This window comes from Ancylobacter polymorphus (assembly GCF_030813495.1).
In the GTDB taxonomy this organism is placed as follows: domain Bacteria; phylum Pseudomonadota; class Alphaproteobacteria; order Rhizobiales; family Xanthobacteraceae; genus Ancylobacter; species Ancylobacter polymorphus.
Map to the genome: position 1 here is coordinate 18,374 of NZ_JAUSUI010000004.1, position 21,207 is coordinate 39,580.

General features: G+C 68.0%; 18 protein-coding genes. 6 read left to right on the plus strand and 12 right to left on the minus strand.

Annotated elements, in window-relative coordinates:
- From J2S75_RS09785 to J2S75_RS09805, 5 genes are read left to right on the plus strand one after another with little or no spacing between them, the layout of a single operon-like run.
- The gene (locus J2S75_RS09785) at positions 1–999 is read left to right on the plus strand and encodes a fatty acid desaturase (RefSeq protein ID WP_307019664.1); all 999 of its coding nucleotides are present in this window, start codon (positions 1–3) and stop codon (positions 997–999) included.
- A 3-nt stretch (positions 1,000–1,002) separates the two neighbouring features.
- Positions 1,003–1,857 (plus strand): sugar phosphate isomerase/epimerase family protein, encoded by an 855-nt coding sequence (locus tag J2S75_RS09790; RefSeq protein ID WP_307019665.1) that lies wholly within the window; start codon positions 1,003–1,005, stop codon positions 1,855–1,857.
- A 12-nt stretch (positions 1,858–1,869) separates the two neighbouring features.
- Positions 1,870–2,631, plus strand: a complete 762-nt coding sequence (locus tag J2S75_RS09795; RefSeq protein WP_307019667.1) for a class II aldolase/adducin family protein — start codon at positions 1,870–1,872, stop codon at positions 2,629–2,631.
- Between the two features lie 44 nt (positions 2,632–2,675).
- Positions 2,676–3,758 carry an aromatic ring-hydroxylating oxygenase subunit alpha gene (locus J2S75_RS09800; protein WP_307019668.1) on the plus strand — a complete coding sequence of 361 codons (1,083 nt, stop codon included), beginning with the start codon at positions 2,676–2,678 and terminating at the stop codon, positions 3,756–3,758.
- A 47-nt stretch (positions 3,759–3,805) separates the two neighbouring features.
- Complete coding sequence (locus tag J2S75_RS09805; protein WP_307019669.1) at positions 3,806–5,431, plus strand: phytoene desaturase family protein; 1,626 nt, start codon at positions 3,806–3,808, stop codon at positions 5,429–5,431.
- 82 nt (positions 5,432–5,513) lie between these two features.
- Here the strand turns inward: J2S75_RS09805 and acnA are convergent, their stop codons facing one another.
- From acnA to J2S75_RS09850, 9 genes are all read right to left on the minus strand, one after another.
- Entirely contained in the window at positions 5,514–8,177 is a 2,664-nt protein-coding gene (gene acnA, locus J2S75_RS09810) for an aconitate hydratase AcnA (RefSeq protein WP_307019671.1), read from the minus strand.
- A gap of 16 nt (positions 8,178–8,193) precedes the next feature.
- Positions 8,194–9,051 carry a citryl-CoA lyase gene (locus J2S75_RS09815; protein WP_307019672.1) on the minus strand — a complete coding sequence of 286 codons (858 nt, stop codon included), beginning with the start codon at positions 9,049–9,051 and terminating at the stop codon, positions 8,194–8,196.
- A gap of 17 nt (positions 9,052–9,068) precedes the next feature.
- Positions 9,069–10,217, minus strand: a complete 1,149-nt coding sequence (locus tag J2S75_RS09820) for an iron-containing alcohol dehydrogenase (protein WP_307019673.1) — start codon at positions 10,215–10,217, stop codon at positions 9,069–9,071.
- Positions 10,214–11,653, minus strand: coding sequence for an NAD-dependent succinate-semialdehyde dehydrogenase (locus J2S75_RS09825; protein WP_307019675.1), 1,440 nt, complete (start codon positions 11,651–11,653; stop codon positions 10,214–10,216). Before J2S75_RS09825 ends, J2S75_RS09820 begins: the two co-directional genes overlap by 4 nt.
- A 32-nt stretch (positions 11,654–11,685) precedes the next feature.
- Positions 11,686–12,711 carry an NADP-dependent oxidoreductase gene (locus J2S75_RS09830; RefSeq protein ID WP_307019676.1) on the minus strand — a complete coding sequence of 342 codons (1,026 nt, stop codon included), beginning with the start codon at positions 12,709–12,711 and terminating at the stop codon, positions 11,686–11,688.
- Positions 12,708–13,499: an ABC transporter permease gene (locus tag J2S75_RS09835; RefSeq protein ID WP_307019677.1), complete on the minus strand. Its 792-nt coding sequence runs from the start codon at positions 13,497–13,499 to the stop codon at positions 12,708–12,710. Before J2S75_RS09835 ends, J2S75_RS09830 begins: the two co-directional genes overlap by 4 nt.
- A gap of 116 nt (positions 13,500–13,615) precedes the next feature.
- Positions 13,616–14,428 carry an ABC transporter ATP-binding protein gene (locus J2S75_RS09840; protein WP_307019678.1) on the minus strand — a complete coding sequence of 271 codons (813 nt, stop codon included), beginning with the start codon at positions 14,426–14,428 and terminating at the stop codon, positions 13,616–13,618.
- Positions 14,429–14,486: 58 nt separating this feature from the next.
- Positions 14,487–15,539 carry an ABC transporter substrate-binding protein gene (locus tag J2S75_RS09845; protein ID WP_307019679.1) on the minus strand — a complete coding sequence of 351 codons (1,053 nt, stop codon included), beginning with the start codon at positions 15,537–15,539 and terminating at the stop codon, positions 14,487–14,489.
- A gap of 81 nt (positions 15,540–15,620) precedes the next feature.
- Entirely contained in the window at positions 15,621–16,859 is a 1,239-nt protein-coding gene (locus J2S75_RS09850; protein WP_307019680.1) for a CaiB/BaiF CoA transferase family protein, read from the minus strand.
- A gap of 128 nt (positions 16,860–16,987) precedes the next feature.
- Here J2S75_RS09850 and J2S75_RS09855 point away from each other — a divergent pair, with 128 nt between their 5' ends.
- Positions 16,988–17,746 (plus strand): IclR family transcriptional regulator, encoded by a 759-nt coding sequence (locus tag J2S75_RS09855; RefSeq protein ID WP_307019682.1) that lies wholly within the window; start codon positions 16,988–16,990, stop codon positions 17,744–17,746.
- Between the two features lie 21 nt (positions 17,747–17,767).
- Here J2S75_RS09855 and J2S75_RS09860 read toward each other — a convergent pair whose 3' ends face one another.
- From J2S75_RS09860 to J2S75_RS09870, 3 genes are read right to left on the minus strand one after another with little or no spacing between them, the layout of a single operon-like run.
- Positions 17,768–18,547 (minus strand): creatininase, encoded by a 780-nt coding sequence (locus J2S75_RS09860; protein ID WP_307019683.1) that lies wholly within the window; start codon positions 18,545–18,547, stop codon positions 17,768–17,770.
- A gap of 20 nt (positions 18,548–18,567) precedes the next feature.
- Positions 18,568–20,085: an amidohydrolase family protein gene (locus tag J2S75_RS09865; protein ID WP_307019685.1), complete on the minus strand. Its 1,518-nt coding sequence runs from the start codon at positions 20,083–20,085 to the stop codon at positions 18,568–18,570.
- A gap of 36 nt (positions 20,086–20,121) precedes the next feature.
- A complete protein-coding gene (locus J2S75_RS09870; protein ID WP_307019686.1) occupies positions 20,122–21,207 on the minus strand; it encodes an ABC transporter ATP-binding protein in 1,086 nt (361 codons plus the stop codon).

A 21,207-nucleotide genomic window follows, 5' to 3' on the forward strand; every position in this document is an offset into this window, starting at 1 on the left:
ATGGACGAGGTATTCGGCCGCAAGGACATGATCAGTCCCTCCCGGCTCAAGGAACTGAGCGCGAAATCGGATGTGTCGGGCTTCATCCAGCTCGGCAGCCATCTCGGCGCGCTGGCGATCACCGGCGCGGCGCTGTGGTTCAGCTGGGGCACGTGGTGGATGGTGCCGGTGTTCATGCTGCACGGCACGCTGATCAACTTCCTCTATGCCGGCCAGCATGAGATGAGCCATTCCACGGTGTTCAGGACCAAGGGGCTGAACGAGTTCTTCGGCCGGCTGTTCGGCTTCGTGCTGATCTATCCGCGCGATTTCGACCAGATCCAGCATTTCGCCCATCACCGCTACACCCAGGACTGGGAGGGCGATGGCGAGCTGGGGCGCGAGCGCTATTCGATGCTGTCCTATCTGCTCTGGGTGCTGGGGCCGACCTATTGGTACAGCCGCATCCGCCGGGTGCTGCGCTTCGCCTTCGGCATCGTCAGCGAGCATTACATTCCGCAGGACCAGCACGCGAAGGTGATCCGCGAGGCACGCTGGCATCTAGCGGGCTATGCGCTGATCGCGCTCCTGTCGGTGGCGACGGGCAGCTGGCTCGCGGTGAAGCTCTGGCTGCTGCCGATGCTTGTCATGAAGCCGGTGCACCAGCTGCAGAACACGATCGAGCATCTCGGCCTGCCGCATGTCGACCAGATCACCGAGAATACCCGCACCACGCGCACCAATGCGCTGATGCGCTGGATGTGCTGGAACATGCAGTTCCACACCGCGCACCACGCCTTCCCCGGCGTGCCGTTCCACCGGCTGCCGGATCTTCACCGCACCATCTTCGTGGAGAAGGGCCGCAAGCCGCATTCCATGACCTATCTCGGCTTCCAGCTGGCGGTGATCAAGGCGTTCTGGAACGGGCGGACCGAGGCGGACTATCCCGACGACAAGATCTGGATCATGGACGACACCGACCTCGAACCGGTCGGCCCGCGCGCCGCCAAGCGGGTCTGAGCCATGCCGCTCAAGGTCTACCAGTCGCTCTGGGCCACGGAACAGCGCCGCCCCGGCACGCCGGAGCGGCCGGTGGCCGAGCGCTTCGATGCGGTGAAGGCGGCGGGCTTCGACGGCATGGCCATCGACCTCGGCGCCATGGATATCGACGCGGCGCGGGGCACGGTGGCCGAGTTCGCCCGCACCGGCCTTGGCGGGCTGCTGACCGCCTTTCCCCGCTCGATCGAGGAACTGCGCCCGGCGCTGCACCTCGCCAAGGAGATCGGTTCGCCCTTCGTCATCGTCATCGGCCAGGTGATGCCGCTCTCCGTGGCGGAGATGGTGCCGGTCATCGAGGCGTGGATGCGGATCGGGCGGGAGGAGGGCGTCCCGCTGCAGTTCGAGACGCACCGCAACTGCATCACCAACGACATGTTCGCGACGCTGCTGCTCATGGACGCCATCCCCGAGATGCGGCTCGCCGCCGACCTGTCGCATTATGTGGTCGACCGCGAGATGATGCTGCCGATCAGCGCCGATTATCAGGCGCAGGTCGGCCGGCTGCTGGAGCGTTCGGACAGCTTCCAGGGCCGGGTCGCCAATCGCTGCCAGGTGCAGCTGCCGCTGCATTTCCCGCAGCACCAGCCCTGGGTCGCCGTGTTCCGCGACTGGTGGCGGCGTGGATTCACCTCATGGCAGGCGCGCCACGGCACGGACGCCGACTGCCTGTTCCTGTGCGAACTCGGCCCCCGCGACTACGCCATCACCGACGCGCAGGGCGAGGAATTGTCGGACCGCGCGCAGGAGGCCCTGCACCTGCGCCAATGGGCGCTTGAGGACTGGGCCGCCGCCGCGCGCCCCGTCGCCGAACCGAACTGAGGAGAAGCCGTCATGACTGTGGCCTGCCTGAGTTCCGAGATGAGCGCCGCCGAATGGCAGCAGCGGGTCGACCTCGCCGCCTGTTACCGGCTGCTCGCACATTACCGGATGACCGACCTCATCTACACCCATTGCACCGTGCGGGTGCCGGGCGAGCCGGGGCGGTTTCTCATCAACCCCTATGGGCACCGCTGGGAGGAGATCACCGCCTCCTCGCTGGTGAAGATCGATGTCGACGGCAACAAGGTGGGCGACAACCCGCACCGGGTGAATCCCGCCGGCTTCACCATTCACTCCGCCGTGCATATGAGCCGGCACGACGCGGCCTGCGTCATCCACACCCATACCCGCGCCGGCATGGCGGTGGCCTCGCTGAAGGAAGGGCTGCTGCCGCTCAACCAGATTGCGCTGCAATTCTATGGCCGGCTCGGCCTGCATGACTATGAGGGCATCGCGCTCGACCTCGACGAGCGCGAACGCATCATCGCCGACCTCGGCACCCATTGCGGCCTGCTGCTGCGCAATCACGGCCTGCTCACCGTCGGGCGGAGCGTCGCCGAGGCGTTCAACCTGATGTTCTATCTGGAGCGCGCCTGCGAGGTGCAGGTGGCGACCCTTTCCATGGGCCGCGAGATCGTGCTGCCGCCGCCGGACGTCTGCGAGAAGGTCGGCGCGCAATACGACCAGATGAATTTCGACGACGGCGACCTGCAACTCGAATGGGACGCGCATCTGCGGATGCTCGACGCGCTCGATCCGTCCTACCGCACCTGAACATTCAAGGGATCAGCAAGATCCGAACGCCTGGGAGCACGCACATGACCACCGAGACGAGTGCCGCCGCTGGCGGCTTTGACTGGACCCTACCGGCCAGCGACTATTGCGATCCCGCGCTTTACGAGCGCGAGCGCAGGGAAATCTTCGCCCGCAACTGGATGCTGTTCACCTGGTCGGAGCGGCTGCAGAAGCCGGGCGACTATGTGACCGGCACGCTGGCGGGCTACCCCGTCTTCGTCATCCGCGACGATGACGGTGTGGTGCGCGCCTTCCACAATGTCTGCCGCCATCGCGGCGCGCAGCTCCTGGAAAAGGAGGAGGGCCATTGCGGCAAGCTGGTGGTCTGCCCCTATCACAGCTGGAGCTTCACCCGTGACGGCGCCCTGAACAAGGCGGTGGATTTCGGCGAGGGCATTACGTTCGACCCGAAGGCGTGGGGCCTTTACGCCATCGACGCCGAGGAATGGCGCGGCCTCGTCTTCCTGCGCATCGCGCGCGGCGGCGAGAGCCTCATCGACTGGCTCGGTCCGATCCACGCCATGGCGGCGGATTATCCGCTGGAGCAGCAGCACTATTTCATGTCGAAAGACCGCGACTGCGCCGTCGACTGGAAAGTCTATGGCGAGAACTATCTCGAATGCTACCACTGCCGGACCATGCATCCGGGCCTGTGCCAGTCGATGGATATCGACAATTACCGGATCGACACCTATCCGAAGGACAAGTTCTTCCACCTGCACGCGCCCAAGCGCGATGGCGGGCTGACGCGGGGACTTTATTTCTATCGCTTCCCCTTCCTCATGCTGAACCTCTACGACTGGGGCTCCTCCATCGCCACCATCGAGCCGCTGGGGCCGGGGCGCATCCGCCACATCAACTGGTACTTCTTCACCGATGTCTCGCCTGAAAAGGCGGAAGAGAACCGCCGTTCGGCCGAGTGGTCGGCGCAGATCGTGACCGAGGATCTCGACATCATCACCGGCGTGCAGCGCAACCTCGCGGCGGGAATCTATACGCGCGGGCCGCTGTCGCCCAAAAATGAGCATTCGGTCAAAGCCTTCCAGGACATGTGCCGCGAAGGACTTGAGCCCAAGGCCCCGCTGCGCGGCGTCGCCGCGGAATAAATCGTGCCGTCCTTGGGAATGCGATCCGTCAGCGTGGGGTTAAAGCGATGAATGCCGACGTTACCGTGGGCAAGGTTTACGACGCCATCATTATCGGCGCCGGGCATAATGGCTTGGTCTGCGCCAACTATCTCGCCAAGGCGGGGCAGAAGGTGCTGGTGCTGGAGCGCCGCGATGTCGTCGGCGGGGCGGCGGTGACGGAGGAGATCGCGCCCGGCTTCCGGGCGTCGATCTTCTCCTACCTCATGAGCCTGCTGCACCCGCGCATCATTCGCGAGCTGGAGCTGAAGAAGCACGGGCTGGAAGTGCTGCCCTGCTCGGACATGGTCTCCCCGCTGGACGGGGAGGACTACATCCTGTTCTCCGACAACATCGCCAAGTCGCAGGCGAGTTTCGCCCGCTTCTCCAAGCATGATGCGGACATGTATCCCGAGTTCGACCGCTATCTGAACGAGGCGGCCAACATCGTGCGCAAGCTTTTGTGGGAGACGCCGGTCGACCCGACGAAGCGCGACTGGCGCACCTTCAAGGACGGGGCGTCGCTGCTGTGGCGCCACCGCAAGATCGGGCGGAAGATGTACCGCATCGTCGATATGCTGACGATGAGCGCCTATGACTTCCTGCGCGAATGGTTCGAGGATGAGCGCGTGATGGCCGTGCTGGCCTATTACGCCTCGATCGGCACCTTTGCCGGGCCGAAATCGCCGGGTTCGGCCTATGTCATCATGCACCACATCATGGGCGAGCATGAGGGTGCCGGCGGCTGGGGCTTCATCAAGGGCGGCATGGGGTCGATCACGCAGGCGCTGGCCTCTTCCGCGCGCGAGAAGGGCGTCGACATCGTCACCGGCGCGCCGATCCGGGAAGTGCGCGTGCAGAATGGCCGCGCCACGGCGGTCTCGACCACGACGGGCGAGACCTATGCGGCCAGGACCATCATCTCCAATGCCAGCGCCAAGACGCTCTATCTCGACCTCGTCGGCGAGACGCATCTGCCGGAGGAGGTGGTGCGGGAGATCAAGGGCTATCGCACCTTCTCCACCGCCTTCAAGATGAACATCGCCTGCGAGCGCCCGCCGCAATACCGCATCCTCGACCGCGTGCGGCGCGAAGGGACGCTGGGGAATTTCGACTACCCCACCTACATGCACATCGCGCCCGACATCGACTATCTGGAGCGCGCCTATGACGATGCCAAGCATGGCTGGTACTCGTCGCGCCCCTTCATCACCCCCGTGGTGCCGACCATGGTGGACACCACGCTGGCCCCGCCCGGCAAGCATGTGGTCAATCTGTTCGGCGGCCACGCGCCCTACACGCTGAAGGGCGGCGACTGGGCGAGCGAGAAAGAGAACTTCCGCAAGACGGTGTTCGACACGATCGAGGAATACGCCCCCGGCTTCCGCGACGATGTGATCGAGGCGCAGCTGCTCGTCGCGCCCGATATCGAGAACATCGTCAACCTGCCGCAGGGCCACATCTTCCATGGCGAGCTGTCGACCGACCAGCTGTTCTTCCAGCGGCCGGTCTCGGGCTATGCGGATTACCGCACGCCGGTGAAGGGCCTCTACATCTGCGGCTCGTCCATGCATCCCGGCGGCGGCGTTTCCGGCATTCCCGGCTTCAACGCCGCCCGCGAGGTGATGCGCGACATCAAGGCGAAGCGGAACTGACCCGCCCAACGGGGTCCCGCGCCGCGGGGCCCCGTCTCGGTTCACGTCTGAGCGGCGGTTTCCGCCTTGGAGCCTGATCCGATCAGGTTGGAGCAACCTGATCGGAACGTGCTCTGGCCCACAGGCGCTCGGCCACATAGGGCAGGATGCCGCCGGCCCGCAGATAGTCCATCTCGACCGAGGTATCGACGCGCAGAAGGGCGGCGAAGTCGGTGGTCGTCCCGTCGGCGCGGTGCAACAGGAGTGGCACCTGCTGGCGCGGGGCGAGAGCGGTCGGCTCCAGCGCCAGCGACAGGCGGTCCGCGCCGCCAATGCCGAGGCTGAGCCGGTTCGCGCCGCCCGCGAATTCCAGCGGCAGCACGCCCATGCGCACCAGATTGGCCCGGTGGATGCGCTCGAAGCTCTCGGCCAGCACCGCCTTGATGCCGAGCAGGCGCGTGCCCTTCGAGGCCCAGTCCCGCGCCGAGCCGGCGCCGTACATCTTGCCGGCGACGACGATCAACTCTTCCCCCCGCGCCTGGCAGTCGCGGCTCGCGGCGTGGATGTCGAGCGTGCGGTCTTCCGGCAGCAGCCGGGTGATGCCGCCGGGGCGGTCGACCAGTTCGTTGCGCAGCCTTGTGCCGGCGAAGGTGCCGCGCACCATCACCTCATGCGCCCCGCGCCGCGCGCCATAAGCGTTGAACTGCGCGGGCGCGATGCCGAGTGCGCCGAGATAGGCGGCGGCGGGGCTGCCGGCGGCGATCGGCCCGACCGGGGAGATGTGATCGGTCGTCACCATGTCGCCGAGCACCAGCAGCGGGCGCGCCCGGTGCAGGGCCGGCTCCCCCGGCGCGAACATCGGCGGCAGATCGAAGAAGGGCGGGGAGCGCAGGAAGGTGCTGGCGGGATCCCAGGGGAAGCAGGCGCCCCGCGTCGTCGCGAGGGCCTGCCAGTCCGGCGGGCCGTCGTCGATGCGGCTGTAGCGGTGGAGGAAAGGCGCGCGCGTGACATGGGCGGCCAGGGCGGCGTCGATCTCCTCCGCGCCTGGCCAGAGGTCGTCGAGAAACACCGGGCGCCCGTCGCGGTCATGGCCGAGAGGATCGCGGGTGAGGTCGAGGCACACCGTGCCGGCAAGCGCGTAGGCCACCACCAGCGGCGGCGAGGCGAGGAAATTCGAGCGCAGCTTGGCGTGGATGCGGCCCTCGAAATTGCGGTTGCCCGAGAGCACGGAAACGAGATGCGCCGGTGCCGCGTCATAGGCGGCCTCGATCTCCGGCTTCAGCCCGCCGCCATTACCGACGCAGGTGGCGCAGGCATAACCCACCACGTCGAAGCCCAGCGCCGCGAGCGCGTCCAGGCAGCCGGCGCTGGCGAGATAGTCCGTCACCACCTGCGAGCCGGGCGCGAGCGAGGTTTTCACATGCGCCGGCACGGTGAGCCCGCGCGCCACGGCCCGGCGCGCGAGAAGGCCGGCGGCGAGCAGGGCGGCGGGGTTGGAGGTGTTGGTGCAGCTGGTGATGGCGGCGATGGCGACATCGCCGTCCTTCAGCACCGGCGAGGCGGTGCGCGCCGTGCCGATCGCCGCCGCGGCGACGGCCGGGAGATCGGCGAGATCGCGCGCCTGCTCCGGCCGGCTGGGACCGGAGACGACGCGGCGAAGCCCATCGAGGCGAAAGGTGAGATGATCGTCCGCCGCCGGCACGAAGCCGGGGTCGAACCACAGGCGGTTGCGGCGCAGATAGGCCTCGATGAGGGCGATGCGCCCCTCGTCGCGGCCGGTGAGGCGCAGATAGTCGAGGGTGCGCGCATCGGTCGGGAAGAAGGAGCAGGTGGCCCCGAACTCCGGCGTCATATTGGCGATGGTCGCCCGATCGGCGACCGCGAGCGCGGCGACGCCGGGGCCGTAGAATTCCAGCATGGCGCCAACCACCCCGTGGCGGCGCAGGCGTTCGGCGAGGGCGAGAACAACGTCGGTGGCGAGGAGGCCGGCGGGCACGTCGCCTTCCAGCCTTATGCCGAGGACGGGCGGCAATTGCATCGACACCGCCTCGCCCAGCAGCACGGCCTCGGCCTCGATGCCGCCGACCCCCCAGCCGAGGACGCCGAGGCCGTTGACCATCGGCGTGTGGCTGTCGGTGCCGATCACCGTGTCCGGGTGCAGCCAGGCGCCGTCGGCCTCGGTCCGCTCGCTGACCACCTCGGCCAGATGCTCGATATGGACCTGATGCACGATTCCCTTGCCGGGCGGCACGACGCGCAGGCGGTCAAAGGCGCGCTGCGCCCATTTGAGAAAGGCGAAGCGCTCGGCATTGGCCTCGAATTCCCGCGCCAGATTCAGCGTGGCCGCATCGGCCCGCCCGGCGGTCTCGGCGATCAGCGAATGGTCGATCACCAGGGCGGAGGGGACAGCCGGATGCAGCCGCGCCGGATCGAGGCCGCGCGCGGCGGCGGCGTCGCGCAGCCCGGCAAGGTCGAGCAGGACGGGAAGCCCGGCATAGTCCTGCATCACCACGCGGCCGGGATGAAAGGCGATCTCGACCTCGGCGCCCGCCTTGGGACCCGTCTGGCCGCCCGTCTGGCCGCGCGCGACGGCCTCGATATCGGCGCTGGTGACGCTGGTGCCGTTCTCGTGGCGCAGCAGATTCTCCAGCAGGATGCGGGTGGCGATGGGGAGTGTCGCCATGCCGGGAAAGCGGCGCTCCAACTTCCCGAGATCGACGATGTGGCGGCCCTCGAAAGAGGCGCGCGTCCCGAAACTGTCCAGCATCCTGATGCCTCGCCGCTCAGTCCGGCTCGGTAAGCGAACGGCGCCCGGGGCCGGCATAGCGATAGCCGAAGGCCGGGGGCGTCGGCCCCTTGATGCGCCCGCCCTGCTGCGCCTGCTCATGCGCGTGCGCCATGATGCCGACCGAGCGCGAGAGGATGAACAGGCCGCGGGCCAGCATGGGGGAGAAGCCGAGTTCGGCGAAGATGACGGCGGTAACGCCGTCAATGTTCACGGTCAGGCGCTTGTTCTTTGCCGCCGCCAGCCAGTCCTCGACGCCGAGGCCGATGGTGACGAAAGCGCCGCCGATCGTGCCTGCCGCCACCGCCTCGCGCGCCAGCGCGATGAGCCGGGGCGCGCGCGGATCGACGGGGTGAAAGCGGTGGCCGAAACCGGGGAGGGGTTGGCGCGCCGCGATCAGCGGCCGCAGCACCGCCTCCAGCGCTTCCGCCAGCGGGGCGCCGGCGCGCTGGCGCGCGTCGATGGCGAGATAGAGTTCCAGCGCCGCCTGTCCGGCGCCGCCATGCACGTCGCCGAGCACATTGGTGGCGGAAGCCATGGCGTTGTTGATGTCGACGCCGCAGGTCATCGCCATGCGCGCAATGGCGATGGACGGCGCCTGCGGGCCGTGATCGACGCCGGCGACGAGGCAGGCTTCCAGCAGGGCCGCCTGTGCGGGGGAGGGAAGCTCGCCGCGCACCATGAGCCAGACCATTTCGGCGAAACCGATGCGGCCGATCAACTGCTCGATCGGATAGCCGCGAAAGGCGATCCTGCCGGGCTCGATATCGACAATGGAGGTCGACCACCAGTCCTTGAGGCGGTCTTCCGGCGAGGCCGGTGCGGCGGTGGTAATCTCGGCGGTGGTTGTAGTCATGGGCGCGTGTCCTCGGCTCAGAACGCCTGATCGAGCAGGAGCCGATAGTCGGCAGCGTGCAGCGGGCGGGGATTGGTCTTGTGCGCGTTGTCCTCAAGCGCCTTTTCCGGGATCGCGGCGAGATCGTCCCGCGTCAGGCCCAGTTCGGAGAGACGCCGGGGCACGCCGAGGCGGGCGTTGAGCGTGTCGAACGCCTCGGCCACGTCGGCATCCGGCGCCAGCGCCATGGCGCCGCGCATGGCGTCGAGCTTGGCGCCGAGGGCTTGCGCGTTGTGGCGCAGCACATGGGGCAGGAAAATGCCGTTCAGCGTGCCATGGTGATGGCCCAGCGCGCCGATGGGATGGGACAGCGCGTGCACCGCGCCCATGCCTTTCTGGAAGCAGACCGCGCCTTCCAGCGAGGCCATCATCATCTGCCAGCGCGCGCCGATATCCCCGCCGCCCCGTGTGGCCGGCTCCAGCGCGCCGAAGGCACGGGACAGCCCGTCGAGCGCGATGGCGTCGGCCGGCGGATTGACCGTCGGCGAGCAGAAGGTCTCGACACAGTGCGAGAGCGCGTCGAGGCCGGTGACGGCGGTGATGCGGCCGGGCAGGCCGGCGGTGAGTTCCGGGTCGTCAATGGCGGCGGTGACGATGGAAGGGCAGCCGACACCGGCCTTGATGCCATTGTCGAAGACGATCACGGCGGAGCGTCCGACCTCGCTGCCCGAACCGGAGGTGGTCGGCATCAGGATCAGCGGCGCGGGGCCGACAATGGGACGCGGCCGGGCGTGGCGGTTGCAGAAATCCCACAGCGGGGCGTCGTCGGTGGCGAGAATGGCAATGGCCTTGGCGAGATCGAGCGCCGCGCCGCCGCCGACACCGATAACGCCATCGCAGCCCTCGCGCCGGTAGAGCGCCGCGCCGTCGCGCGAGGCCGCCTCGGTCGGGTTGGGCGGGGTGTCGAGAAAGCGCGGTGCCCGCGCCGCCACCGGCGCGGCGGCCAGCGCTCTGTCGAGCACCCCGGCCGCCGCCACGCCGGCGTCCGAGACGACCAGCGGGCGGCGCAGGCCGGCACGGGCGGCAAGATCGGCCAGCCGGGCCCGCGCGCCGCAGCCGAAATGCACCTGGGTATTGAACTGAAGAACCGTGATGGCGGAGAGGTCGGGCGGGGTGAGGGGGCTCATGGCTGCAGATCCTCGCCGGCGAGGCGCATCGTGACCGATTTGGTGACGAGATAGGCGTCGAGGCCCTCAATGCCGCCTTCCGAGCCGTAGCCGCTCTCCTTGACCCCGCCGAAGGGCGAGGCGGGCGTCGAGACGGTGAAGTGGTTCACCACCACCATGCCGGCCTCGATGGCGCGGGAGAGCCGGTCCGCGCGCGACAGCGAGCGCGTCATCACATAGGAGGCGAGGCCGAAGGGCAGGGCGTTGGCCTTCGCCACCGCCTCGTCGAGGCTCGCCACCTTCTGGATCGGTGCCACGGGGCCGAAGGGCTCCTCGGACATCATCCGCGCCGTGTCCGGCACGTCGGCCAGCACGGTCGGCGCGTAGAACAGGCCGTCATTGCCGAGGCGGTGGCCGCCGGTGGTAAGACGCGCGCCCTGCGCGCGCGCATCGCCGACCAGCGCCTCGATGCTGGCGAGCTGGCGCGCATTGGCGAGCGGGCCCATCTCCACGCCGGCCTCCAGCCCGTTGCCGACCACGATCTTGCGCGTCGCGGCGGTGAAGGCGTCGACGAAGGCGTCGTAGACGCCTTGCTGCACGAAGAAGCGGGTGGGGCAGGTGCAGACCTGCCCGGCATTGCGGAACTTGGCCTTGACCGCCAGCGCGGCGGCCGCGGGCACGTCGACATCGTCGCAGACGATGACGGGCGCATGGCCGCCGAGTTCCATCGTCGCCCGCTTCGCCCCCTGCGCGGCGAGGCCGAGCAGGTGCTTGCCGACGGGCGTGGAGCCGGTGAAGGTGACCTTGCGGATCACCGGCGAGGCGATGAGATGGGCGGATATCTCCGCCGACCGTCCGAAGACCAGATTCAGCACGCCCGGCGGCAGCCCGGCATCGTGGAAGGCGCGCACCAGCTCGAAAGCGGTGAGCGGCGTTTCCTCGGACGGCTTGAGGATCAGCGAGCAGCCGGCCGCCAGCGCGCCGCCGATCTTGCGCAACGGGGTCAGCGCCGGGAAGTTCCACGGCGTGAACGCCGCCACCGGGCCGATCGGCTCGCGGTGGACGAATTGCTGGATGCCGGGGGTGCGTGGCACCAGGATGCGGCCATAGGCGCGGGTGGCTTCCTCCGCCATCCATTCGAGATTGTCGACCGAAGTGGCGATCTCGCCTTTGGCTTCCGCCAGAGGCTTGCCCTGTTCCAGCGTCATCACCCGGGCGATGGCGTCGATACGCTCGCGGATCAGCCGGCAGCCGTCGATGAGGCGGCGGCCGCGTTCATGGGCGAGTGTCTGGCTCCAGACGCGGAAGCCGGCGGCAGCCGTGGCCAGCGCGTCATCGAGATCGGCCGGTTCGGCGCCGGCGACGGTGCCGACGCTCTCGCCCGTCGCTGGGTTGATGACGGGCTTGGCGACGGAGGTGGGACGCCATTCGCCGCCGACATAGAGGCTTGCATGCATGGGGGTGATCCTCGGGGAGCCGCGCGGCCGGCTCAGGCGGTCTTGATGCGGACGAGCTGCTTGCCGATGTTCCCGCCCTGCAGCATGCCGATGAAGGCGTCGGGCGCGTTTTCGAGACCGTCGATGACGGTCTCCTCATAGACCAGCCGGCCCTCGGCATAGGCGCGTTCGAGCTCCTGCGTGGCCATGTCCCACACGTCGCGATGGTCGGAGATCACGAAGCCGCGGATCGTCAGCCGCTTGTTGAACACCTCGCGCAGGTTGCGCACGCCATAGGGCTCGGCGGCGTTGTACTGCGAGACGAGGCCGCAGAGCGGAATGCGGCCGAACAGGCGCATCAGCGGCAGCGTCGCGTCGAAGATGGGACCGCCGACATTGTCGAAATAGATGTCGAAGCCCGGGCCGGCGGCCTGCGCCAGGCGCTCGGTGAAGTCGGGCGCCTTGTAGTCGACGCAGTCGTCGAAGCCGAAGCGCTCGCGCACGACGCCGCATTTGCGCGCCCCGCCGGCAATGCCGACGACGCGGCAGCCGCGCGCCCTGGCGAGCTGCCCGACCACGCTGCCCACCGCGCCGGAGGCGGCGGAGACGAGGACGCTCTCGCCCTCCTTCACCCCGGCAATATGCACGAGACCGATCCAGGCGGTGATGCCGGTGGAGCCGAGCGAGCCGAGATAGGCGGAGAGGGGCGCGCGGTCGGGATGGATGAACTGCACATCCGCCTTCGTGCCGACGGAATAGTCCTGCCAGCCGAGGCGCCCGACCACCCACGATCCCTCCGGGATCGCCGCGTCGCGGCTTTCGATCACCTGCCCCACGGTGCGGCCGACCATGGTTTCGCCAAGCGCCATGACCGGGGCGTAGGAGTCCTTCGCCTCCATCCGCATGCGGATATAGGGGTCGAGCGAGAGATAGTGGTTCTCGACCAGCACCTGCCCCTCGGCCAGCGCCGGCAGCGGCCGGCTTTCCAGCGCGAAACAGGTGGCGTCCGGCAGGCCCTCCGGGCGGCGGGCGAAGGTGACGACGCGGTTGCTGATGGGACGGCTGATGGGGCGGCTCATGCCGGGGCTCCGACGGTAGCGGCCTCGCGCGGCTGCCAGTGCAGCAGGCGGGCTTCGACCACGCCGACAATGGCGTCGAGGATCAGGGCGAAGAAGGTGAGGAGGATGACGCCGGCGAAGACGCCGTTGATATCGAACAGGCCTTCCGCTTCCAGGATCAGGTAGCCGACCCCGGCGGCGGAGCCCATATACTCGCCGATCACCGCGCCGACGAAGGCCATGCCGACCGCCGCATGCAGGCTGGAGAACACCCAGCTGGTGGCGGAGGGGATGTAGACGCTGCGCAGAAGCTGCGTGCGGGAGGCGCCGAGCATGCGCGCATTGGCGAGCGTCACCGGGCTCACCTCGCGCACGCCCTGATAGACGTTGAAGAACACCACGAAGAAGACGAGCGTGATCCCGAGGGCGATCTTCGAGGTGACGCCGAGCCCGAACCACACCGCGAAGATCGGGGCGAGGATGACGCGCGGCATGGCGTTGAAGCCCTTCAGATAGGGCGAGGCGAGCTGCGAGGCAGTGGGGCTGAGCGCCAGCCACAACCCGACCAGCAGCCCGAGCACCGAGCCGAGAATGAAGGCGACGACGGTCTCGAACAGCGTGACGCCGAGATGCTTGAAGATCATCCCGGTGGCGAACCACTCATAGAGCCGGCCGGCGACGATGAAGGGGTCGCCGACGAAGAATTTCGACATGATGCCGAAGGTCGTCAGCGCCTTCCAGCCGGCGATGAAGAGGATGAAGATCAGGATCTGGGCGAGGAGGATCCTCGTATTCTGGGAGCGGAACATGCCGTGGCTCTCCTTCAGATCATGTCACTGTTTCAAGGCATCAGTGGAATGATCTAACTATCTGTTTCATCGCGTTTTCTGCGCGCGCAGCGGTATCGGCTTCGCTCGAAGACGCGCTAGCGCTTGCCCTGGGCGTAACCCTTGAGGACCTCCTCCTTGAGGGCCTCCCAGATCTGCGCGTGCAGGCGGCTGAATTCCTCGAGATGCCGGATCTCGGCCACGTCGCGCGGGCGCGGAAGGTCGATCGCGAACTCGCCGATGGGGTGGGTGCCCGGGCCGGCGGCGAGGGCGATCACGCGGTCGGAGAGGGCGATGGCCTCTTCGAGATCGTGGGTGATGAACATCACCGACTTGCGGTCGGCCTGCCACAGATCCAGCAGCTCGTTCTCCATGAGCTGCCGGGTCTGCACGTCGAGCGCGCTGAACGGCTCGTCCATCAGGATCACTTTCGGGTCCATGATGAGCATCTGCGCCAGCGCCACGCGCTTGCGCATGCCGCCGGAGAGGTGGTGCGGATAGGCCTTCTCGAAGCCGGCGAGACCGACGCGGGCCATCCAGTCGCGCCCGAGGCGATCGGCCTGCGCGCGGTCCATGCCGGCAAATTCGGGGCCGACCACGACGTTTTCCAGCGCCGTGCGCCACGGCATCAGCGCATCGGCCTGAAACATGTAGCCGGCCTGCCGGTTGATGCCGGTCAGCTTCTGGCCGAACACCTCGACCGTGCCCTGGCTCGGCTTGAGCAGGCCCGACGCGACGTTGAGCAGGGTCGACTTGCCGCAGCCCGTAGGGCCGACGATCGAGACGAATTCCCCGGGCGCGATGGTGATGGTCGAATCCCGGACGGCGGTATAGGTGCCGCCGGGATTGCCGCGCGCGGGAAAGTGGCAGGCGATGTCGCGAAGCGCGAGGGCCGGAACCGCGCTGTCCATGCCGGGCATCGTCCGGGCCTCCCGATCATCCACACGAAGGGCTGCGGCGCTCATAAGCTCAGCCCCCCGCCCCGGCCTTGTCGACGAAGGCGTTGGTATAGGTGGCATCGAGGTCGACGTTCTTGGCGTCGCGGACCTTCGGGTTGTAGATCTTCAGCGCCTCATAGGTCGTCTCCACCGCTTCCTTCGACAGCCGCCCGTCGGGCGAGAAGGCGGGGCGGACGCGGTCGAGCATCTGGGCGTAGAGCTTGCGATCGCCGCCCACCATCATGTCGGCCGGCAGCACGTCGAGGATTTCGTCATTCGAGGCGGTCTGGATGAAATGCAGCGCCTTCACCATGGCGTTGGTGAGCGCCTGCACGGTCTTCGGATTGGCCGCGATGAAGGCGTCCGTCGCCGAGAGCGAGGCGGCGGGCATCGGGCCGCCATAGACCTCTTTGGTGCCTTCGAGCGTCCGGGTGTCGACCTTCGGCTCGGCGAGGCCCTCGCTGGCCAGCAGCGTGCTGGCGGGGTCGGCCTGGACGGTGGCCTGAATCTGCCCGTTGCGGAAGGCGGCGAGCACGCTCGGGCCGGCGCCGACGCCGATGATGGACACGTCGCTCGGCTTCAGGCCGGCACGGATCATCAGCAGGTCGATCATCTTGTTGGTGCTGGAGCCGGGCGCGGTGACGCCGACATTCTTGCCGACGAGCGACTGCACGCCCTTCCAGTCTTTCGCCAGTTCCGGCGTGACGCTGAGCACGAAGCCGGGATAGCGGCCCTGCAGCACGAAGCTCTTCAGCGGCTGGTCGAGCACCTGCAGGTTGATCATGTGCTCATAGGCCGAGGACAGCACATCGGCGCTGCCGCCGACGACGGCCTGCACCGATTTCGACCCGCCCTGGAAGTCGGCGATGGTGACGTTGAGGCCTTCTTCCTTGAAGAAGCCCTTGAGGTCCGCGATGTTGAGCGGAAGGTAGTACAGCGCCAGCTTTCCGCCGACGGCGATGGTCACATTGGGCTTTTCCGGCTGAGACTTTTCCGGCTGAGACTTGGCCGTTTGGGCCAGCGCCGGGGTCGCAAGGCCGAAGCCGAGGGCCAGCGTGGCGGCGAGCAGGTGACGCCTTTTCATCATTTCCCTCCCAGGAACCTGTTTGGCTGAATGTCGCCCCGTTGGCCGGTGCGTCTGCTTGTGGAACGCGGCGGTGCCGCCTCAGGCGGCTCCGTTATGAGCCGCGCGCGTGGCGTTCGGCGGCGGGCGGGTGTCGGCGCGCACGATGCCGGCGCCGATCAGCGCTTCGATCTCCTGCGCGCCATAGCCGATGCCCGCCAGCACGGCGCGCGCGTCCTCGCCCACCAGTGGCGGGTCCGAGAGCACCCGCTCGGGCAGGCCCTGCATCTGGATGGGGGTGCGCGGCAGCGCGGTGACGGTCCCGTCCGGCAGCTCGGTCTCCATCAGGCCGCCCGTCGCCGCGAGATGGGGATCGGTGAACAGGTCTTCCGGGCGGGCGATGGGCGAGAAGGGGATATGGGCGCTCTCGCACAGGGCGGTCGCCGCCGGCAGGTCGAGATTGGCGAACATCTCCACCAGCAGCGCCATCAGCCGCGGGCGCGCGGCGATGCGCTGGTTATTGGTGGCGAGTTCGGCATCGTCCAGCAGCTCCGGCCGCCCCATGGCGCGGCAGAAGCGCTGCCAGTGATTGTCGCTGGTGATGCCGACAAAGAGCTGCTTGCCGTCCCGGAGCTGGAACACGTCATAGACCGCCCAGGCGGATACGCGTTCCGGCATGGGCGGGATGGCGACGCCGGTGCGGGCGGCGTAGCACAGGTGCTGGCCCATGAGGAACACGGCGGTTTCGAACAGGGCGGTGCGTACTTCCTCGCCCTCGCCGGTGGCGTCGCGGCGGCGCAGGGCGAGCAGGATGCCGATCACCCCGAACAGGCCGCCGGTGATGTCGACCACCGAGGTGCCGGCCCGCAGCGGCCGGCCGGTGGGGCCGGTCATGAAGGCGAGGCCGCTCATCATCTGCACCACCTCGTCCAGCGCCAGGCGCTGGCTGTAGGGGCCGTCGAGGAAGCCCTTGAGGCTGGCATAGATGAGGCGCGGGTTGCGGGCATGCAGGGCCGCAAAGCCGAGGCCGAGGCGGTCCATCGTGCCCGGGCCGAAATTCTCGATCAGCACATCCGCGCTGTCGCACAGGCGCAGGATGATCGCGCGCCCTTCCTCCGTCTTCGCGTCGACGGCGATCGAGCGCTTGTTGCGGTTGAGATAGCCGAAATAGCCCATGCCGAAGCCGCGCAGGTCGCGGGTCGGGTCGCCCTTCGGCGCCGGCTCGACCTTGATCACCTCCGCGCCCATATCGGCGAGGATGAGCCCGCAGGACGGGCCCATGACGGTGTGGCCGAAATCCAGGACGCGAACGCCCGACAGGGGCGCGGAAGGCAGTGGCATGGGCGCTCCTCGCGCACCGGATCGAGCCGGTGCATTTCTCTTAAGTTCTGTCTAGCAGAACGTCATTGCATCTGTTAGAACATGTCAGGCGTGGCAAGGTCAAGCCGAAACCTGCCGGAGGAGGGCGCATGACCCGCAATAAGGTATCCCAGGAAGGTGTGTCGCCGGCCAAGGAGGCGGGCGGCGTGGAGGCCGTGGACCGGGCGCTGGCCATTCTCACCGCCTTCGCGAGCCATGACGGCCAGATGTCGCTGGCGCAGATTTCCGAACAGACCGGGCTCTACAAGAGCACGGTGCTGCGCATCGCCGCCTCGCTGGAGCGCGGGGGCTTCCTGTCGCGGCAGGAGAACAAGCTGTACCGGCTGGGGCCGCAGCTGTTCCGGCTCGGGCTGCTGTATCAGCGCGCGTTCAAGATCGAGGACATGGTGCGCCCCATCCTGCGCCGCCTCGTCGAGGTGACCGGCGAAAGCGCGTCGTTCTTCGTGCGCCAGGGCGATGTGCGGCTCTGCCTGTTCCGCGAGGAATCCCAGCACGCCGTGCGCGATCATGTGATGGAGGGCGCGACGCTGACGCTGGACCGCGGCGCCGCCGGCCATGTGCTCGTCGGCTATGACAACCGGGCGCTGCCGGCGGAAACCTTTCGCAGCCGGCTGGCGCTTCTGCCCATCGTCAGCATTGGCGAGCGCAGCGCCGAGGTGGCGGCGGTCGCCGTGCCGGTCTATCGGCGGGGGACGGCCGGCGTCGAACTCGCCGGCGCGCTCACCGTCTCGGGCCCGCGCACCCGGCTGGAGGACAGGGAGACGCTCGCCCGCATCGGCGCGACGCTGCTGGAGCAGACGCGCCTCCTGTCGCGGCAATTGGGGGCGGACGAGGTCTGGCGGGCCTGAGCCGGGCCGCCCGCGCGCCGCTCATTCCGGCCCGAAGGCCGTGCGCAGGCTCGCCGCGATGTCCGGCACCACCTGCGCCAGCACGGTCGCGCCCTTTTCCGCCGAGGATGATTTGGCGGAGGACAGAACGCCGGTGGGCGGGATCGGGCGGGTGTCGAAGGGATACACGTCGTAAGGCGGGAACACGGCGGCGGGGTCGTCGGGAATCTTGTCGTCGCGCACCAGATCGGGCCGCAGATGCAGCATGATCGAGGTTTCCATGACGGCGGCGTGTTCGAGTTCCCAGCTGGGAAAGCCATCGGGAAACAGCACGGCCTCGGTCGCCTTGTTGATGAAGTCCCAATAGCCGAGCTTGACGATTTTCACGTCGCTGCGGCCGAGCATGGCCTGGTCGCGCAGCGCGAGGTCGGCGGCTTCGACCAGAAACCACGCATTTTCCATATGCCCGTCGAACAGCACGATCTTGCGCGCGCCGTGGCGGACCAGCTCGTTGACGATGTTGCGCACCAGGGCGATGAACACGCTGGCGTCGAGGCTCAGCGTGCCGGGAAAGTGGTTGCCGCCGCCGGATTTCGGCTGCGACTTGTAGCCATAGCTCACGGCCGGCGCGACCATGCCGCCGACCTCCGCCGCCACCGCCTCCGCCACGCTGACGGGGAGGATCACATCGGTCAGCAGCGGCAGATGCGGGCCGTGCTGCTCCACCGAGCCGGTGGGCAGGAAGACGATGGGGTCTTCCTTCATCCGGTCGGCGAATTCGTACCAGGTCATGTCGGCGATGCGGACAGCGTGTGTGCTCATGGCGGGGGCTCCGTCGGGGGTCAGGCGGGCCACATGTCGCTGGTGCCGACCAGGCGGTGAATGCCGAGATCGACCTGGTTGCAGCGGCGGTGGATGGCGTCAAAAGCCGGGGCGAAGGCGCGGTTCGCCGCCTCGACGCCGGAATGATAATCGTTGAACGCCGGCATCAGCGACCGCAGCTCGGCCAGCAGCGCCTTTTCGTCGATCTTTGTCAGCCGGCCGTTGTCGACCACGATTTCGCCATTCACCATCACCTTCTCGATGGAGGAACCGTTCTCGCTGTAGACGAGGTGGTTGAGGATGTCGTGGCGCGGGGTGAAGCACACCGTGTCGAGATTGATGACCAGCAGGTCCGCCTTCTTGCCCGCTTCCAGCGAGCCGGTCTCATGGCCGATCAGCGCGCTCCTGGCGCCGGCGAGGGTGCAGGCGTGCAGCACCTCGGCGGAACTGAGCCACTGGCTGTAGTCAGGCGTCGTCACCTTGTGGATCAGGCCGCAGGCATGCATCACGTCGAACATGCGCGGCGTGTCGTTGGTGGAAATGCCGTCCGAGCCGAGCGCGACATTGACCCCGGCGCTGAGCAGCTGCCGCACCGGGGCGACGCCGGCGCCGAGCTTCTGGTTGGAGATGGTGTTGTGCACCACCGAGACGCCGGCCTCGCCCATCAGCGCGATGTCGTCGGGGCTCACCCAGATCGAGTGGGCGATGGTGGTGCCGGGATGCATCAGGCCGAGATCGGCCATGTAGCGCATCAATGACTTGCCATACATCGCCGGGCCGGTGACGCCCTGCACCTTGGTCTCGACGATATGGGTATGAAACGGCACCTGCCATTCGAGCGCCAGCGCGTTCACCGCCTGCATCAGCTCCGGCGTGCAGCGCTGCGGGGCGGAGGGGGCGAGCATGAAGCGGATGCGCCCCGAACGGCCATGGAACTGCGCATAGGCCTCTTTGGCGAAAGCGAGATATTCCTCCGTGGTCGGCGGGGTGAGCTTGGCGACTTCCGCCTGAAGCTCGGCCGAGACATGCTCGCGCGAGAACGGGATGGAATCGAGAAAGTCGCGGTCCATCACATGGCCGGAGACGGTGGCGCGGATGCCGGCATCGTCATAGGCCGATACCGCCGCGCCGAGCTGGGCCAACGACTGGCGCGGGGCTTCGAAGATGTCGTCGGTCAGGCAGGTGACGCCGGTTTTCAGCGACTCGATGGCCACCACCATGCTGCGCAGATAGATCATGCGCTCGCTCAGCGCCTTGGCGCCGAGGATGGGGTAGGCGTAGAGCATCCACAGTTCGAGCGGCAGGTTGTCGTAGCGGCTCTTGAACAGCGCCTCGCCGGAATGCAGATGCGCGTTGATGAGGCCCGGCATCACCAGCTTGCCGCTGCCGTCGATGACCGTGGCGCCTTCCGGCAGCGGCAGGTCCGCGCCGATGGCCTTGATGCGGTCGCCCTCGACATGGACATCGCCGAGGAAAGGGGTGCTGCCGTTCGGGCCGCCCATGGCGAGTACGGTGGCGCCGCGGATGACGATGGACATTGGCGAAGCTCCAGAGGTTCGCGCGGAAAGGGGGTGTCAGCCCGGCAGGAAGAAGCCCTGGCTGGGGGACCAGCGGGCGACGACCGGCTGGCCGACGGCGAGCGGCGTGTTCTCGATCTCGTGCAGCGAGCGCTGGGCGCGCAATTCGCCGCCGCCTTCGGTCTCCAGGAAGACGGTGACGGTGGTGCCGACGAATTCCACGGTGACGACGCGCGCCGTCACCTCATTGCCTGTGCCGGTGCCCGCGCTCGCCAGTTCGATGCGGTCGGCCGGCACCACCAGCGTGGCGGTCGTGCCGGAGGCGGGGCCGCCCTCACTGGGGGCGGGGGCGTGGACCGTGCCCACCGGGCTTTCGAGCGCGATGGCGCCGTTCGCCTCAACCCGCGCCGTGCCGGTGAAAAGGTTGTTGCCGCCGACGAATTCGGCGACGAAGCGGTTGGCGGCGCGGCGGTGGATCTCGCGCGGTGCGCCGATCTGCTGGATGCGCCCCTCATTCATGATCACCACCCGGTCGGCCATGGCGAAGGCCTCGGAATGGCTGTGGGTGACACAGATGAAGGTGATGCCGAGTTCGCGGTGCAGCCGCACCAGCTCCGACTGCATGCGCACCCGCAGATGCGGGTCGAGGGCGGAGAGCGGCTCGTCGAGCAGCAGCATTTCGGGTTCGAGGGCGAGGGCGCGGGCGAGGGCCACGCGCTGGCGCTGGCCGCCGGAAAGCTGGTCGATGCCGCGCTCGGCAAAGCCGGCGATGCCGAGCCGTTCCATCCACTCCTCCGCCTTCTTGCGGCGCTCGGGCGCCGGCAGGCGGCGCTGCTTGAGGCCGAATTCGACGTTCTTGCGCACGGAGAGGAAGGGGAACAGCGCGTAGCTCTGCCACACCAGCGGCGCGTCGCGCTCCCAGGGCGCGTCCTCGTTGAGGCGCCGGCCCCACAGGCGGATTTCGCCCGAGCTCGGCTGGTCCAGCCCGGCGATCATGCGCAGCGTGGTGGTCTTGCCGCAGCCGGAAGGGCCCATCAGCGCGATGAACTCGCCCTTGTCGATGGTGAAGGAGACATCGGCGACGGCGGCCTGGCCGCCATAATGCTTGGCGACGCGGTCGAGTTCGATCATGGGGGTGGCCAT

What these genes read in the sequence shown, in the direction of transcription:
- acnA (WP_307019671.1), bottom strand. Translation starts at nt 8,177, where the DNA reads ATGCTGGACAGTTTCGGGACGCGCGCCTCTTTCGAGGGCCGCCACATC.
- J2S75_RS09865 (WP_307019685.1), bottom strand. Translation starts at nt 20,085, where the DNA reads ATGTCCATCGTCATCCGCGGCGCCACCGTACTCGCCATGGGCGGCCCG.
- J2S75_RS09860 (WP_307019683.1), bottom strand. Translation starts at nt 18,547, where the DNA reads ATGAGCACACACGCTGTCCGCATCGCCGACATGACCTGGTACGAATTC.
- J2S75_RS09840 (WP_307019678.1), bottom strand. Translation starts at nt 14,428, where the DNA reads ATGGACAGCGCGGTTCCGGCCCTCGCGCTTCGCGACATCGCCTGCCAC.
- J2S75_RS09825 (WP_307019675.1), bottom strand. Translation starts at nt 11,653, where the DNA reads ATGCATGCAAGCCTCTATGTCGGCGGCGAATGGCGTCCCACCTCCGTC.
- J2S75_RS09805 (WP_307019669.1), top strand. Translation starts at nt 3,806, where the DNA reads ATGAATGCCGACGTTACCGTGGGCAAGGTTTACGACGCCATCATTATC.
- J2S75_RS09790 (WP_307019665.1), top strand. Translation starts at nt 1,003, where the DNA reads ATGCCGCTCAAGGTCTACCAGTCGCTCTGGGCCACGGAACAGCGCCGC.
- J2S75_RS09800 (WP_307019668.1), top strand. Translation starts at nt 2,676, where the DNA reads ATGACCACCGAGACGAGTGCCGCCGCTGGCGGCTTTGACTGGACCCTA.
- J2S75_RS09855 (WP_307019682.1), top strand. Translation starts at nt 16,988, where the DNA reads ATGACCCGCAATAAGGTATCCCAGGAAGGTGTGTCGCCGGCCAAGGAG.
- J2S75_RS09820 (WP_307019673.1), bottom strand. Translation starts at nt 10,217, where the DNA reads ATGAGCCCCCTCACCCCGCCCGACCTCTCCGCCATCACGGTTCTTCAG.
- J2S75_RS09815 (WP_307019672.1), bottom strand. Translation starts at nt 9,051, where the DNA reads ATGACTACAACCACCGCCGAGATTACCACCGCCGCACCGGCCTCGCCG.
- J2S75_RS09835 (WP_307019677.1), bottom strand. Translation starts at nt 13,499, where the DNA reads ATGTTCCGCTCCCAGAATACGAGGATCCTCCTCGCCCAGATCCTGATC.
- J2S75_RS09845 (WP_307019679.1), bottom strand. Translation starts at nt 15,539, where the DNA reads ATGAAAAGGCGTCACCTGCTCGCCGCCACGCTGGCCCTCGGCTTCGGC.
- J2S75_RS09870 (WP_307019686.1), bottom strand. Translation starts at nt 21,207, where the DNA reads ATGGCCACCCCCATGATCGAACTCGACCGCGTCGCCAAGCATTATGGC.
- J2S75_RS09830 (WP_307019676.1), bottom strand. Translation starts at nt 12,711, where the DNA reads ATGAGCCGCCCCATCAGCCGTCCCATCAGCAACCGCGTCGTCACCTTC.
- J2S75_RS09850 (WP_307019680.1), bottom strand. Translation starts at nt 16,859, where the DNA reads ATGCCACTGCCTTCCGCGCCCCTGTCGGGCGTTCGCGTCCTGGATTTC.
- J2S75_RS09785 (WP_307019664.1), top strand. Translation starts at nt 1, where the DNA reads ATGGACGAGGTATTCGGCCGCAAGGACATGATCAGTCCCTCCCGGCTC.
- J2S75_RS09795 (WP_307019667.1), top strand. Translation starts at nt 1,870, where the DNA reads ATGACTGTGGCCTGCCTGAGTTCCGAGATGAGCGCCGCCGAATGGCAG.